Origin of the sequence: Cellulomonas soli (genome assembly GCF_052036975.1) — a bacterium.
Taxonomy (GTDB): Bacteria; Actinomycetota; Actinomycetes; order Actinomycetales; family Cellulomonadaceae; genus Cellulomonas; species Cellulomonas soli_A.
The window spans coordinates 123340-136928 of the sequence record NZ_JBQIAR010000012.1; the positions used below are offsets into that span (position 1 = coordinate 123340).

At 73.6% G+C, this 13589-nt stretch carries 9 protein-coding genes; 7 read left to right on the forward strand and 2 right to left on the reverse strand.

What is annotated here, in order from left to right; all coding sequences use genetic code 11:
- Positions 1–13: 13 nt before the first annotated feature.
- The 5 genes from yicI to ACTHAM_RS13355 all read left to right on the forward strand — a co-directional run bounded on the left by yicI (position 14) and on the right by ACTHAM_RS13355 (position 6134).
- Positions 14–2290, forward strand: a complete 2277-nt coding sequence (gene yicI / locus ACTHAM_RS13335; protein ID WP_440688237.1) for an alpha-xylosidase — start codon at positions 14–16, stop codon at positions 2288–2290.
- A gap of 248 nt (positions 2291–2538) precedes the next feature.
- Positions 2539–3984 (forward strand): GH1 family beta-glucosidase, encoded by a 1446-nt coding sequence (locus ACTHAM_RS13340; RefSeq protein WP_440688239.1) that lies wholly within the window; start codon positions 2539–2541, stop codon positions 3982–3984.
- Positions 3985–4122: 138 nt separating this feature from the next.
- Positions 4123–4431: a hypothetical protein gene (locus ACTHAM_RS13345; RefSeq protein WP_440688241.1), complete on the forward strand. Its 309-nt coding sequence runs from the start codon at positions 4123–4125 to the stop codon at positions 4429–4431.
- Between the two features lie 30 nt (positions 4432–4461).
- Positions 4462–5319, forward strand: coding sequence for an alpha/beta hydrolase (locus ACTHAM_RS13350; protein ID WP_440688243.1), 858 nt, complete (start codon positions 4462–4464; stop codon positions 5317–5319).
- A gap of 26 nt (positions 5320–5345) precedes the next feature.
- A complete protein-coding gene (locus tag ACTHAM_RS13355; protein ID WP_440688245.1) occupies positions 5346–6134 on the forward strand; it encodes an alpha/beta fold hydrolase in 789 nt (262 codons plus the stop codon).
- A 76-nt stretch (positions 6135–6210) separates the two neighbouring features.
- On the opposite strand, the gene ACTHAM_RS13360 is transcribed toward ACTHAM_RS13355, so the two are convergent.
- Both ACTHAM_RS13360 and ACTHAM_RS13365 read right to left on the reverse strand, forming a co-directional pair.
- Positions 6211–6648: a hypothetical protein gene (locus ACTHAM_RS13360; protein WP_440688247.1), complete on the reverse strand. Its 438-nt coding sequence runs from the start codon at positions 6646–6648 to the stop codon at positions 6211–6213.
- Positions 6649–6704: 56 nt separating this feature from the next.
- A complete protein-coding gene (locus tag ACTHAM_RS13365) occupies positions 6705–8942 on the reverse strand; it encodes a hypothetical protein (RefSeq protein ID WP_440688249.1) in 2238 nt (745 codons plus the stop codon).
- A gap of 2161 nt (positions 8943–11103) precedes the next feature.
- On the opposite strand from ACTHAM_RS13365, the gene ACTHAM_RS13370 reads away from it, so the two are divergent.
- Both ACTHAM_RS13370 and ACTHAM_RS13375 read left to right on the forward strand, forming a co-directional pair.
- A complete protein-coding gene (locus ACTHAM_RS13370; protein ID WP_440688251.1) occupies positions 11104–12114 on the forward strand; it encodes a hypothetical protein in 1011 nt (336 codons plus the stop codon).
- Between the two features lie 27 nt (positions 12115–12141).
- On the forward strand, positions 12142–13077 hold the full coding sequence (locus tag ACTHAM_RS13375; RefSeq protein ID WP_440688253.1) for a co-chaperone YbbN: 936 nt from the start codon (positions 12142–12144) through the stop codon (positions 13075–13077).
- Positions 13078–13589: the final 512 nt, after the last annotated feature.

Sequence of the window (13589 nt, forward strand, 5' to 3'; positions counted from 1 at the left end):
CAGTGACCCACCCATGAAGTTCACCGACGGCTACTGGCAGACCCTGCCCGGCGTGACGATCCAGCGCCCCGTCGCGGTCGACGAGGTCGTGCGTCAGGACCGCAGCCTGACGGCGTACGCCGCGACGGGTCCGCTGCTGACCCGGGGCAACACGCTCAACCGTCCGCTGATCACCATCACCGTCGACGCACCCCTCGAGGGCGTCATCGGGGTCACGATCGAGGGCCACCAGGGCGGCGTCGACGCCCAGCCGGTGTTCGCGGTGGCCGACGGGCAGGACCGTGTCGAGGTGACGGGTCCGACGTTCGACGACCCGCGCGCCGCGTTGCGCTCCGGTCCGCTGACCGTGCGGGTGGCGACCTCGGGGGAGTGGGGCCTGGACTTCGAGCTCGACGGGCGTGTGGTCACGTCGGCGAGCTCGCGGGGGGTGGGCCTGATCAAGGATGCGCAGGGCCGCACGTTCGTGCGTGAGCAGCTCGCGCTCGGCGTGGGTGACCATGTCTACGGGCTGGGCGAGCGGTTCACCGCGTTCGTCAAGAACGGGCAGAGTGTCGACGTCTGGAACGCGGACGGCGGGACGTCGTCGGAGCAGGCGTACAAGAACGTGCCGTTCTACCTCACCGACGCGGGCTACGGCGTGTTCGTCGACCACCCCGGGCACGTGTCGTTCGAGGTGGGCTCCGAGGTCGTCTCGCGCACGCAGTTCTCGGTGCCGGGCCAGCGCCTGCGGTACTACGTGATCGCCGGTCCGACCCCCAAGGACGTGCTGCGTCGGTTCACCGCCCTGACGGGTCGACCGGCGAGCGTGCCGGACTGGTCGTACGGCTTGTGGTTGTCGACGTCGTTCACCACGTCGTACGACGAGGCGACGGTGATGTCGTTCATCGACGGGATGGAGCAGCGGGGTCTGCCGTTGTCGGTGTTCCACTTCGACTGCTTCTGGATGCGCCAGTTCCACTGGTGCGACTTCGTGTGGGACCCGGCCACATTCCCCGACCCGGAGGGCATGCTGGCCCGCCTGCACGAGCGGGACCTGAAGGTGTGCGTGTGGATCAACCCGTACATCGCCCAGCGCTCGCACCTGTTCGCCGAGGGCAAGGAGCTCGGGTACCTGGTCAAGCGCGCCGACGGGTCGGTGTGGCAGTGGGACCTGTGGCAGGCCGGCATGGGTCTGGTCGACTTCACCAACCCCGACGCGGTGGCCTGGTACCAGGGCAAGCTCAAGGTGCTGCTCGACCAGGGCGTGGACTGCTTCAAGACCGACTTCGGCGAGCGCATCCCCACCGACGTCGTCTGGCACGACGGCTCCGACCCCGAGCGCATGCACAACTACTACACGCACCTGTACAACAAGACCGTGTTCGACCTGCTCACGGCCGAGCGCGGGGAGGGCCAGGCGGTCCTGTTCGCCCGGTCGGCGACGGCGGGTGGTCAGCAGTTCCCGGTGCACTGGGGTGGCGACTGCGAGTCGACCTTCGTCTCGATGGCCGAGTCGCTGCGCGGCGGCCTGTCCTTGGCGGCGTCGGGCTTCGGCTACTGGAGCCACGACATCGGCGGGTTCGAGGGCACGCCCGACCCGGTGGTGTTCAAGCGGTGGCTGGCGTTCGGGTTGCTGTCCTCGCACAGCCGCCTGCACGGCTCGGACTCCTACCGGGTGCCGTGGGCGTTCGACGAGGAGGCCGTCGATGTCACCCGCCGGTTCACGCACCTGAAGATGTCGCTCATGCCGTACCTGGCGCAGGCGGGCGTCGAGGCGCACGAGCAGGGCACACCGGTCATGCGCCCGATGGTGCTCGAGTTCCCGGACGACCCGGGCGCGGCCACCGTCGACACGCAGTACATGCTCGGCGGTGACCTGCTGGTCGCGCCGGTCTTCAGCGCCGCCGGCGAGGTCGACGTGTATGTCCCGGAGGGCACGTGGACGTCGCTGCTGGACGGCGAGCAGGTCACCGGTCCGCGCTGGCACCGCCAGCAGCACGGCTTCGACTCGCTGCCGCTGTACGTGCGGCCGGGTGCCGTGCTGCCCGTGGGTTCGCGGACGGATCGTCCCGACTACGACTTCCTCGAAGGGCTGACCCTGCGCCTGTTCGACCTGCCGGACGGACACCGGTCCACGACGCGTGTGCCGGGTGCGGACGGGGTCGAGGGGGCGCGGTTCGAGGTGACGCGTGCCGGGCGGACCATCTCGGTCATCGCGCACGGGGCCTCGAGCACCTGGGGTGTGGAGGTCGTCGGCGGGCCGAGTGCGCGCGTCGAGCCCGGCGCGGCAACGGTGCAGATCCAGCTCTGAGCGTGGCGGAGGGTGCGGTGGGGCGTCTGCTCGCTGCACCCTTCGCCCGTCCACGCAGGACCGTCGAGGCGCTCGTGCGCCGTGGGTGGAGGTCGGCCCCCAGCGCGTGCGGGAGCGATCCCACACCGTGTATCGTATCGATTCGACACCTGCGTCACGAGGGAGGACGGAGCCGACGACGACGTCGTGGCCGCCGGTCCGCCCGACCCCCACACCGCTCGACCCCCACACATCCTCGAAGGACCACCATGACGACCACGCGCCCCTCCGGACGCCAGTTCCCCGCCGACTTCCTCTGGGGCTCGGCCACCGCGTCGTACCAGATCGAGGGCGCCGTCGCCGAGGACGGACGCGCACCTTCCATCTGGGACACGTTCTCCGCGACGCCCGGCAAGGTGCTCAACGGTGACACCGGTGAGGTCGCCGCCGACCACTACCACCGCATGCCGCAGGACGTCGCCCTCATGAAGGACCTCGGCCTGCAGGCCTACCGGTTCTCGGTGTCCTGGTCCCGTGTGCAGCCGACCGGCTCGGGGGAGTTCAACCAGGCGGGCCTCGACTTCTACGTCCGCCTCGTCGACGAGCTGCTCGCCGCGGGCATCAAGCCTGTCGTCACGCTCTACCACTGGGACCTGCCGCAGGCCCTGGAGGACGAAGGCGGCTGGACCAACCGCCGCACGGCGCTGCTGTTCGCCGACTACGCGCGCAAGCTCGCCGAGGTCCTCGGCACCAAGATCCACCTGTGGACCACGCTCAACGAGCCGTGGTGCTCGGCGTTCCTGGGCTACGGGTCCGGCGTGCACGCCCCGGGTGTCGCCGACGAGGCCTCCGCGCTGGCCGCCGTCCACCACCTCAACCTCGCGCACGGCCTGGCCGGCCGCGCGATCCGCGAGGTGCTCGGCGAGGAGACCCCCGTCTCCATCACGCTGAACCTGCACGTCACGCGCGCCGACTCCGACTCCCCGCAGGACGTCGAGGCCAAGCGCCGCATCGACACCATCGCCAACGAGGTCTTCCTGCAGCCGCTGCTCGAGGGTCGCTACCCCGAGCAGGTCTACGCAGACACGGCCCACCTGAGCGACTGGTCGTTCGTGCAGGACGGCGACCTCGACCTCATCCGCATCCCGATCGACCTGCTCGGCGTCAACTACTACGCCACCGGTCGGGTCAAGCACGGCACCCCGCCCGTCGGCGACGGCACGCCGGGTCCCGACGGGCACCGCTCGTCCGAGAAGAGCCCGTGGACGGGCGCCGACCAGGTCGAGTGGCTCCCGCTGCCCGGCCCCCACACCGCCATGGGGTGGAACATCGAGTCCGACGGCCTCGTCGAGCTGCTCCTCGGCCTCGCCGAGCGCTACCCGGACGTGCCGCTGGCCATCACGGAGAACGGCGCCGCGTTCTACGACACCGTCTCGCCGGACGGCCGCGTGCACGACGCCGACCGCGTCGACTACCTGCACGACCACATCGACGCCGTCGGCGAGGCCATGGACAAGGGCGCCGACGTGCGTGGCTACTTCGTCTGGTCGCTGCTGGACAACTTCGAGTGGGCCTACGGCTACGACCGCCGCTTCGGCATCGTCCGCGTCGACTACGACACGCTCGAGCGCACCGTGAAGGACTCCGCGCACTGGTACCGCGAGCTCGTGCGCACCCGTACCGTCCCGACGCCGGAGTCCGCCGCGGCGCTCTGACGCCGACCGCGCCGACCCGGCCGCGCGACGGCCCGCCGCCTCCGGGTAGCGGGCCGTCGTCGTCTCCCGGGCCGCCCCGCCCGCGCGGGGTGCGGAGCGCAGGACCCTTGGACTGCCCGCAGAGGGGAGGATGGGACGGTGCCCCGCAGCCGACGCTCCGCGAAGCGGCCCTACGCCACCGAGCACGTGCCGCTCGACGTCGAGCGCGCCACCGGCGGCCGCCGCAGCGAGAGCGCCGCCGACGGCGAGTGGGTGGTGCAGCAGGTCCGCGGCTCCGACCGCGAGTACCGCTGCCCCGGCTGCGACCAGCTGGTGACCGCCGGCACCCCGCACGTGGTCGCGTGGCGGTCGGACGGCCTCTTCGGCGAGGCGCTCGACGACCGGCGCCACTGGCACCGCGCCTGCTGGCAGGCCCGGGGTCGCCGCGCGCCGACTCGCCGCCGCTGACCGTGCGCGCCCGAGGTTAGGCTCGATCCGATGAACGAGACGGAGCACCCGACACGGCCGCACGGCACCGCGCTGACCCGCACGCACCCGACCGGGGCGCCCATCCGCGCCCTGACGGTGCTCCCTGCGCACCGCGAGGACATCGAGCTGCACACGGCCGACGGGCTGACCCTCGTCGGCGAGCTCGCCCTGCCGGTCGGCCCGGACGGCGCACCGCAGGTCCCCGCCGCGACCCTCGTGACGCTGCACCCGCTGCCCACGCACGGCGGCTACATGGACTCCCACGTGTACCGCAAGGCCTCGTGGCGGTTGCCCGCGCTCGCCGACCTGGCCGTGCTGCGCTTCAACACCCGCGGCACGTCCAGCCCACGCGGCACGTCACAAGGATCCTTCGACGAGGGCGTCGGCGAGCAGTTCGACGTGCACGCGGCGATCGAGTACGCCGAGTTCCACGACCTGCCGCGCCGCTGGCTCGTCGGCTGGTCCTTCGGCACCGAGCTGGCCCTCATGCACGGGCGGGACCCCTCCGTCGAGGGGGCGATCCTGCTGTCTCCACCGCTGCGGCGCGCCACCGACGCCGACCTGGATGCGTGGGACGCGTTCGGCAAGCCGCTGCTCGTGCTGGTGCCCGAGCACGACGACTACCTGCGCCCCGACGAGGCGCGTCGGCGGTTCGCCCGCGTGCGGCAGGCGCGGGTGGTCGGTGTCGACGGTGCCAAGCACCTGTGGGTGGGGGAGGGCGCGGTGCGACGCGTGCTCGACGAGATCGTCGCCCAGGTGACCCCCGGACGCCCCGCCCTGCCGACGCACTGGAGCGGTCCGAGCAGCACCGCCACCGACGGCACCGACCGCACGATGGCCCCCGACGGCTCGCCCAGCGTGCCGTGAGCGACGACGAACGAGGAGCGACCACGATGGAGACCTTCGCCGGGGTGCACACCTACCGGACCGGCACGGACGGGCCGGCACTCGTCCTGCTGCACGGCTTCCCGTACGACCACCGCATGTGGGACGCGGTCGCCGCAGAGCTCCCCGGCACCGGCACGGTCGTCGCGGTGGACCTGCCCGGTACCCCGGGCCGTGCGACCGACCTGCCGGGGCCGTCGCTGGAGGTGTCGGCCGACGCCGTCGCGGGCGCGCTGCGCTCGGCAGGCATCACGCGGGCCGTCGTGGCCGGCCTGTCCATGGGTGGGTACGTCGCCCTGGCGCTCCTCGATCGGCACCCCTCGCTGGTCGCCGGGCTCGGACTCGTGGACACGCGCTCCACGGGTGACACCGAGCAGGCGCGCGCGAACCGGCTCCGGGTGGCCGATGAGGTCGAGCACAGCGGCACGGTGGACCCGGTCCGCGGCGGCATCCGCGCGGCCCTGGCGCCCTCGACCCCACTGGGCCGACCCGAGCTCGTCGACGTGGTGACCACCTGGGTCGAGGAGCAGCCGCCGGTGGGTGTCGCGTGGGCGCAGCGTGCGATGGCGGCCCGACCCGACCGCACCGACGTGCTGGGTGCGTTCGCCGGACCGGTGAGTGTCGTCGTCGGGGCGGAGGACTCCCTGACCCCGATCGACGAGGCGGAGCACATGGTCGCCGTCGCCCATGACGTCCGTCTGGTCGTGGTGCCGGCGGCCGGTCACCTGTCCGCCGTGGAGCAGCCGGAGGAGGTGGCCGAAGCGCTCGCCGACCTGGTGGCGCGCGTCCACGCCTGATCACTCCCGCGCCGCCCGGCGAGGTCGCTGCCGTGGGGAGGTTGCCGCTGGTCGCGGGTGTGCGGCGCCGTGGGACTCAGCCGTGCAGGACCCGGTCCAACGCCTGTGTCAGGTCCAGCGACTCGCCGTCCTTGCCTCCGGCACCGAGCACCAGCGGCGGGTCCTGCGGCGCGGGGTCGACCCCCCGCAGGAGTGCGCTGAAGCTCGTCGGCGCCGACAGCACGTAGAACTGCCCGTCGCGGTCGACCGCCACCGACTCGTCTCGCCGCAGGTACCAGCCCGTCAGACGGGTGCGGTACCGGTGGCGGCCGTCGTAGCTGCGTGCGCGCAGCGCCACGGGCTCCGGGCCCTGCGCGCGCGCCTGCTCGACGAAGTCCGCGATGAGCCGACGTGCGTGGTCCGACTCCGCCCGCTGCCGACGGGCGAGGGCCTCGGCGTGCGCGAACGCCGACTCGCGGCGCTCCTCACGCCACCGCGTCGCGGCGTCCCCGCTCGTCGCTGCGTCCTCGCTCACCGTGGGCCTCGTTGCTCGTCGTGCGGGTGTCCCGCAGGGGTGTCTGGTCGGCCCGTTCAGCGAGCGGCGGCCGAACCGTCGTCGGTCGGCTGAGTCTGCTCGTCCCCCGTGCCGGTGGCGTCGGGGGCGGTGGAGGTCTCGTCGGAGACCGCCGCGACCTCGTCGGGCACGCTCTCGGCGGGTGCATCCGCGGTGGTCGTGGTGCCGCCGTCTGCCGCCTCCGGCGAGCTCGTCGCCTGCTCGCTTGCGTCGGCGTGCTCGTCGGCGGAGACGGCTGCCGGCGCCACGACGGGGACGGCAGCGGACACCGGTGCGGGTCGTGCCTTGCCGCGCGCGGGTGTGCGAGCCGGCTTGGCAGCCGGTCGTGCGCTGGTCTCCGTGCCGGCTGCGCTTGATGCTCCCGCGACCGGTGCGGCGGCCGAGCGAGCCTCCTCGAAGGCCGCCTCGGCTCGTCCAGCACGTTCGAGCGCGGCACGGTCGGGGTTGTTGCCCAGCAGGTTGCGCAGCTCGTCGAGGTAGGAGGTGATGGACTCGCGCTGCCGGTTGAGCCCTTCGACCTGACGCTGCGCGGTCGTGCGCTCGCGCTCGGACTCGATCATCGCGTCGGAGATCTGCTTCTCGGCGTGCTCGCGTGCCTCGGCCACGACGCGGTCGGCGTTGCGTCGGGCGTTGGCGAGCAGCTCCTTGGCGTGCGACTCGGCGTCGATGCGCACCTTCTCCGCGTGCGCGAGCGCCTTGGCGACCCGCTCCTCCGCCTCGGCCGCGTGCGCCTCGGCATCGCGCACCAGTCGCTCGGTCTCGGCCCGCGCAGCCTCGTGGCGCTCGGTGTCCTCCCGCTCGGACGCCTCGCGTCGGGCGGCGATCTCCAGCTCGGCGTCGGCGAGGTTCTGCTCGGCCCGTCGCACCTGCTCGTCGGCGTGGGCCTTGGCGGCGGCGACCGTCTCGTTGGCTGCGCGGTGCGACTCCGTGACGGCCCGCTCGACCTCGAGCCTGGCGCGCTCGCGCAGCTCGGTGGTCTCCCGCTCCGCCGTGGCGCGCAGCTCTGCGGCCTCGCGCTCGGTGGTCTCGCGCAGCTCGGTGGTCTCGCGCTCGGTGCGCTCGCGCAGCGTGGTGGCCTCGTGCGTCGTGCGCTCGCGCAGCTCGGTGGTCTCCCGCTCCGCGGTGGCGCGCAGCTCCGCCGCGTAGTGCTCGGCGTCGGAGCGCAGCGCCGCGACGTCCCGCTCTGCCTCGGCCCGGGTGGCGGCCAGCTCATCGGTCGTGGCGGCGCGCAGCTCGCCGGTCTCGCGCTCGGCCTGGGCCCGCACGAAGGCTGCGTACTGCTCGGCCTCGGCCCGCAGCGCGGCGACCTCCGCCGCGACCCGTTGCTGCAGCTGGGCGGCCTCCCGCTCCGTCGTGGCGCGCACGGTGTCGGCGTACTCCTGGGCCTGCGTGCGCAGCGAGGTGACCTCCTCGCCGAGCTCCTGGCGCGTCTGGGTGACCTCGGTCGCGACCGCCGACCGCTGCTGGGCGACCACTCGGTCCGTCTCGGTGCGCAGGGCGGCGACCTCGGCCTCGACCCGCTGGCGCAGTGCGGTGGTGTCGGCATCGGCGCTCTGGCGCAGGTCCTGCGCGTAGCGCTCGGCCTCTTCACGCTGGGCGGTCGTCTCGGCCTCGGTGCGCTGGCGCAGCTCGCTCGCCGTGCGCTCGGTGGCGATGCGCAGCTGCGTCGCCTCCCGCTCGACCGTCGCCCGCAGAGTGCCGAGCTCGCGCTCCAGGGAGGTGCGTCGCTCGGCTTCCTCGGTGGTGATGGCGCTCTGGATGCGGGCCGCCTCGCGTTCGGCGGAACCGACCAGCTCCTCGGCGCGACGCTGGGCGGCGAGCATCGTGCTCTCCGCCTCGGCCACGGCGGTGGTGCGGACCTCCTCGGCCTCCCGGCGAGCGGTCGCCAGGAGCTCGGCGACCTCGTTCTCCGCACGTGCGCGCAGCTGGCCGGCGGAGAGCTTGGCGCGCGCGAGCGAGTCGGCGGCCTGGGCGTTGGCCTGCGTGACGACGTCGGAGGACTGCTCCTCCGCGGAGCGCAGCAGCTGCTCGATGCGCGAGCCCAGACCGGAGTAGGTCGGCCGCTCGGCCTCCCGCAGCTGTCGGTGCGCCTCCGACAGCTCACCGGCGACCTGCATCGTCTTCTGGTCGAGGGTCTCGACCTGTGCTCGGGCGTCGCTCAGCGCCTGCTCGAGCGAGCGCAGGCGGGCATCGACGGCGTCTCGGTCGTACCCGCGGAAGTTGACCACGGGGAAGGGCGTGCGGGCGTCGGACACGGGTGATCCTCCTGGGCGCTGGGGCACGGCATGGTGCGACCTCGGACGATGGACTCGTCGACGGCCGGTGCCCGCGGGTCAGGATACGCGGCAGCACGTCCTGATGTCGGGCCCCTCGGGCGGTTCGTCCCCGCTCACGTGCACCACCGCACCGCGGTGCACGCCGCCGTGCGGAACCCGTCCGGGCGAGGCGCTGGTCCGGCCTCCGGGGCGGTTCTCGGCTGCCTGGGCGGTGCCCGAGTTCTCCCGGTGGGTCGCCTCCTGCCTATGCTGGACGTTCTCGTCCGAGAGGATCCTGCGTGCTCAAGCGACTGATCACGGCCGCCGTCGGCGTCGTCGGGGCTGCCATCGTCGGCCTGGGTGTCGCGTCGGCGACGGTGTGGCGCGCCGACGACGTCCTGGTCGCCGACGCCACCGGCACGGCACCGGTGGTCGTCTCCGACCCCGGGGTGCTCGAGCTCGGAGGCGACCCGGTCACGGTCACCGTCACGGTTCCAGGCGACGCCCCGGTGGTCGTGGCCGTCGGTCGCGACACCGACGTGGCCGGATGGGTCGGCACCGATGCCCGCACCGTGATCACCGGGCTGGCCGAGTGGCACGTCCTGGCGACCGACGAGATCGCAGCGCCCGACGCGGAGCCCAGCGACGCGGCGAGTGAGGCGGCGCCAGCGCCCGCAGCCGAGGCGACCGAGGGTGCCGAGGGCCAGCAGGCCCTGGACCCTTCGGCGGTTCTGCCCGCCGACCCGACAGGTTCGGACCTGTGGGTGGTGGAGCAGACCGGTACCGGCTCTGTCGAGCTCGTCTGGCCGGCGACCGCGGGTCGCTGGTCGCTGATCGCGGTGAGTCCGAGCGGCGAGACCCCGACGGTCTCCCTTGCCTGGCCGCGGACCGTGACGACCCCTTGGCTGTGGCCGTGCGTGGCCGTCGGCAGCCTGCTCGTCCTCGGCGCGCTCGTCGTGGCGCTGCGGGGTCTGCGTCGGCGCCGCGCTCCGGAGCCTGCGTGGACCCCGGTCACCACGGGTTCTACGCCTGTCGTGCCCGCTGCGGCCGGGCAGCCGCTGACCCGGCGCCAGCTGCGCGAGGCCGCGCTGAGCGGCGGCGTGCAGCCCGAACGTCCGGTGTCGGCCGGCGCGTCCGGGCCGGGTGCCGGCCGACGTGCCGCGGCGGAACGGTCTCCGTCCGCCCGACCTGAGCCCGCGGCGCCGGCTGGGCCCGCGGTACCCGGGGGTCCGGCGGGCAGGGACGTCCCTGCCGGGCCGATGGGCACTCCTGCCGCGTCCGACATTCCGTCGGTGCCGTTGCGTGACCGTCTCTCCCGACGTGCCGGGGCACGGGGGCCGCAGCCGGCTGCCCCCTCCGACCCGGTCGCGCCGGCGGGCCCGCGTGAGCAGCCGGGCCCGTCCTGGCCGCGGTCGGTCGGCGCTCGCACGCCCGACGGGCAGGTCGTTCCTGGCGAGGAGGGCTTGACGGCTCGTCCGACGTCGCGCGGGGTCGCGGGCGGGCACGGTCAGGAGGCCGGGGGTGCTCGTGCCGATGCGCAGTCCGGCGTCGCGGTGCCGGACGGTTCGGGCCGCTCGGCGGGGTTGCCTGCTGCCGGGCGCCCGACGTGGCCTGCGCCGACAGGTCCGACTTCCCGGCCCGGCGGCCCTGCTGCGCCCCAGGGGCCGGTCGTGCCGCCCGCCGGCCCGGCGCGGGAGCCGGGGCCCGTGCCTCACGGCCGTCCGGCCTGGGCTGCCCGCCCGGGCACGCCGGGCGGAACCCCGCCGAGCACGGCGCCCGCCTCCGCTGCGGCGCCCGCACCCAGGCCCGCCGGGGACGCGCGTCCGTCGCAGCCGGCTCAGGCGACGCCACCCGGTGTCGGCGCCCGACCGGGCGGCTGGTCACCCACGTTGCCTCCGCCAGGTGCCACGCTGCGGCCCGGTACGGGGGTCGGTCCGGACGACCCGCACGCAGCGGCTGGTCGCCCGGCGTGGTTGGCATCAGGGCGCCGGCCGGATCTGCCGGCGCAGGGCGAGCCGACGACCCCCCGCCCTGCCGCATCCGCCGCCGGTGACGCCGAGCCGTCGGGCTCGCGCGCGGATGCGTGGCGTCGGGCGTGGGGTCTCCCGCAGGGTGAGGCGGGGTCCGACGAGCAGCGAGGCGAGCGGGGAGAGGAGTCACGATGAGTACGTCACGTCTGGCTCGCCGCCCCCGTCACGGACTGCGCGTCGCCCTGTGCGCCGCGCTGGTGGCCTCCCTGGCGGCCTGCGCGGCGCCGCTGCCGCAACCTGCGCCGGACGCGGTGCCGCCGGTCCCGCCGGCTGCCGTGACGTTGGAGCAGTCCCGCAGCGTGCTCGACCAGCTCTCGCAGGTGCTGAGCGCGGCCGACACCGCACTGGACCCCGCCGCGCTGAGCAGTCGTGTGGCGGGACCGGCGCTGGCGATCCGCACAGCGGAGTACGTGCGTTCGACCGCGACCGGCGGCCAGAAGGGACCCACGGCCCTCCCGACGGGTGAGCAGGCGCTGATCGTGCCGCAGACCGACCAGTGGCCGCGGACCCAGCTGGTCGTGACCGAGCAGCCCGATGATCTGCAGGCTCCCCGGATCCTCGTCATGCGGCAGGAGTCGCCACGCGACCAGTACCACCTGTGGGGCTGGGCACGCCTGGGTCAGGGTGTGCAGATGCCGATGACCGCCGACCCCGGCACCGGCAGCCCGGTGCTGGCGGCCGACGCCACGGGTCTGCTGCTGACGCCCAACGACGTGCTCACGCAGTACGCCGACGTGCTGACCTCGGGTGACGGATCGGCCGCGGCGCCGCAGTTCGCGCCGGACTTCTTCCGGACGGGGATCGAGACGGCTCGTCAGACGTACACGGCGGCGGTGGAGTCCGTCGGCACGGTCGCTGAGACGTACACGCCGCAGCTGGACTCGGTTGTCGCCCTGTCCACGGTCGACGGCGGTGCCATCGTGGTCGGTCAGCTGACGACCGTCACGACGCTGACCGTGTCTCAGGGGAGCCTGACGCTCGATCCGACCGATGCCGCGCTCAGCGGGAAGCCGAGCGTGACCGCGAACCTGACCTACACGTGGGCGGACGTCCTCGTGTTCTACGTGCCGCCGGCGGGCGCTGCTGCCCAGGTCCAGCTCCTAGCTGGCGAGCACGCCCGCGTGTCCGTGTCCGGCGAGTGACGCCGGACGAGTCCCAGGAGAGATCTCATGACCCAGTCCTCGGGCCCGCGCCCGCGTCTCGACGTGCGCGGTGCGGTTGACCTGTCCGCTCTGGCCCGTCCGTCCACGCCGCCGGGCGCACCGGGGAGCGTCCCCGTCGCAGGCAGCTATGTCGTGGACGTCGACGAGGCCGGCTTCCCGGCGTTGGTGCAGAGCTCGACGGCGTATCCCGTCGTGGTGCTCCTGTGGGCGAGCTGGAGCGAGGCCAGCACCGCGCTCGCGGCCGAGCTGTCGTCGTTGGCGGACGAGGACGGCGGGCGATGGCTGCTGGCCCGCATCGACGCCGAGGCGAATCCGCAGGTGGCGGCGGCGTTCCAGGCCCAGTCGGTCCCGACCGTCGTGGCGGTCCTCGCCGGTCAGCCGCTCCCGCTCTTCCAGGGCTCCTACCCGCGTGAGCAGATCCGCGCGGTCCTCGACCAGGTCCTCGCCGCGGCTGAGGCGAATGGCCTCACGGGTCGGGTGGCGACGACTCACGAGGGCGACGAGCCGGAGCCCGAGGCCGAGCCGGCGCTGCCGCCGCTGCACCAGGCCGCGTACGACGCGATCGAGCGCGACGATCTCGACGGCGCACGTCAGGCGTACGAGCAGGCGATGCGCGAGAACCCGCGCGACGCGATGGCTCGCGCCGGCCTGGCCCAGGTCGGGCTGCTCGATCGCACACGCACCGCCGACCTTCACGCCGCGCGGGCGGCTGCGGCCGCGGCCCCGGCTGACGTGCAGGCCCAGCTCCTGGTGGCGGACCTCGACGTGCTCGGCGGGAAGGTCGAGGACGCCTTCGCGCGGCTCCTGGATGTGCTGCGTGCCACGACCGGCCCTGACCGCGAGCTGGTCCGTGTGCGTCTGGTCGACCTCTTCGAGGTGATCGGCGGCGACGATCCCCGTGTGCAGGCCGCCCGTCGTTCGATGGCCGCCGCGCTCTACTGACCCCTGGCTGAACGTCACCGTGCGCGCCCGAGGAGTCGGCGCACAGTCGGGACTCCCCGCTCAGCACGACGTGACCGTGAGGCCTGGCGGGGTCTGGGTGAGCCGGCGCCAAGACTCCGCAAGCTGGATGTTCGTGCAGTTCAGGAGCACGAGACCGGCTCCCGGGCGAGCGTGACGGGGGTCACCAGGGCGCGGATTTGCTCGATCGGCCTCCGGCTGCGTAATGTTCTCGATGTCGCCCGGCAGGGAGGAACGGACAGCGAGAACGAATCGCTGGCTGGTCCCCCGGACGACATCCCCGGAACACTCGCTGGGCGATCACATCGCCCAGGTTGCGAGCGTGTCCGGACCGCGGGAAGATGTTCCCCCCTCACAAGCAGGTCCTGAACGGGTCCGCTTGACGGGGAGGAACTGATCCGCTAAGTTAGAACGGTTGCCTCCGGGCAGGTCGAGAGACTGAATCGGATGCGCGTCTGTTCCTTGAGAACTCAACAGTGTGCCAAGTAGTCGAT

Excerpts from the sequence above, each read along its gene's own strand:
- ACTHAM_RS13375 (WP_440688253.1), top strand. The coding sequence starts at position 12,142 with ATGACCCAGTCCTCGGGCCCGCGCCCGCGTCTCGACGTGCGCGGTGCG.
- ACTHAM_RS13340 (WP_440688239.1), top strand. The coding sequence starts at position 2,539 with ATGACGACCACGCGCCCCTCCGGACGCCAGTTCCCCGCCGACTTCCTC.
- ACTHAM_RS13350 (WP_440688243.1), top strand. The coding sequence starts at position 4,462 with ATGAACGAGACGGAGCACCCGACACGGCCGCACGGCACCGCGCTGACC.
- yicI (WP_440688237.1), top strand. The coding sequence starts at position 14 with ATGAAGTTCACCGACGGCTACTGGCAGACCCTGCCCGGCGTGACGATC.
- ACTHAM_RS13370 (WP_440688251.1), top strand. The coding sequence starts at position 11,104 with ATGAGTACGTCACGTCTGGCTCGCCGCCCCCGTCACGGACTGCGCGTC.
- ACTHAM_RS13355 (WP_440688245.1), top strand. The coding sequence starts at position 5,346 with ATGGAGACCTTCGCCGGGGTGCACACCTACCGGACCGGCACGGACGGG.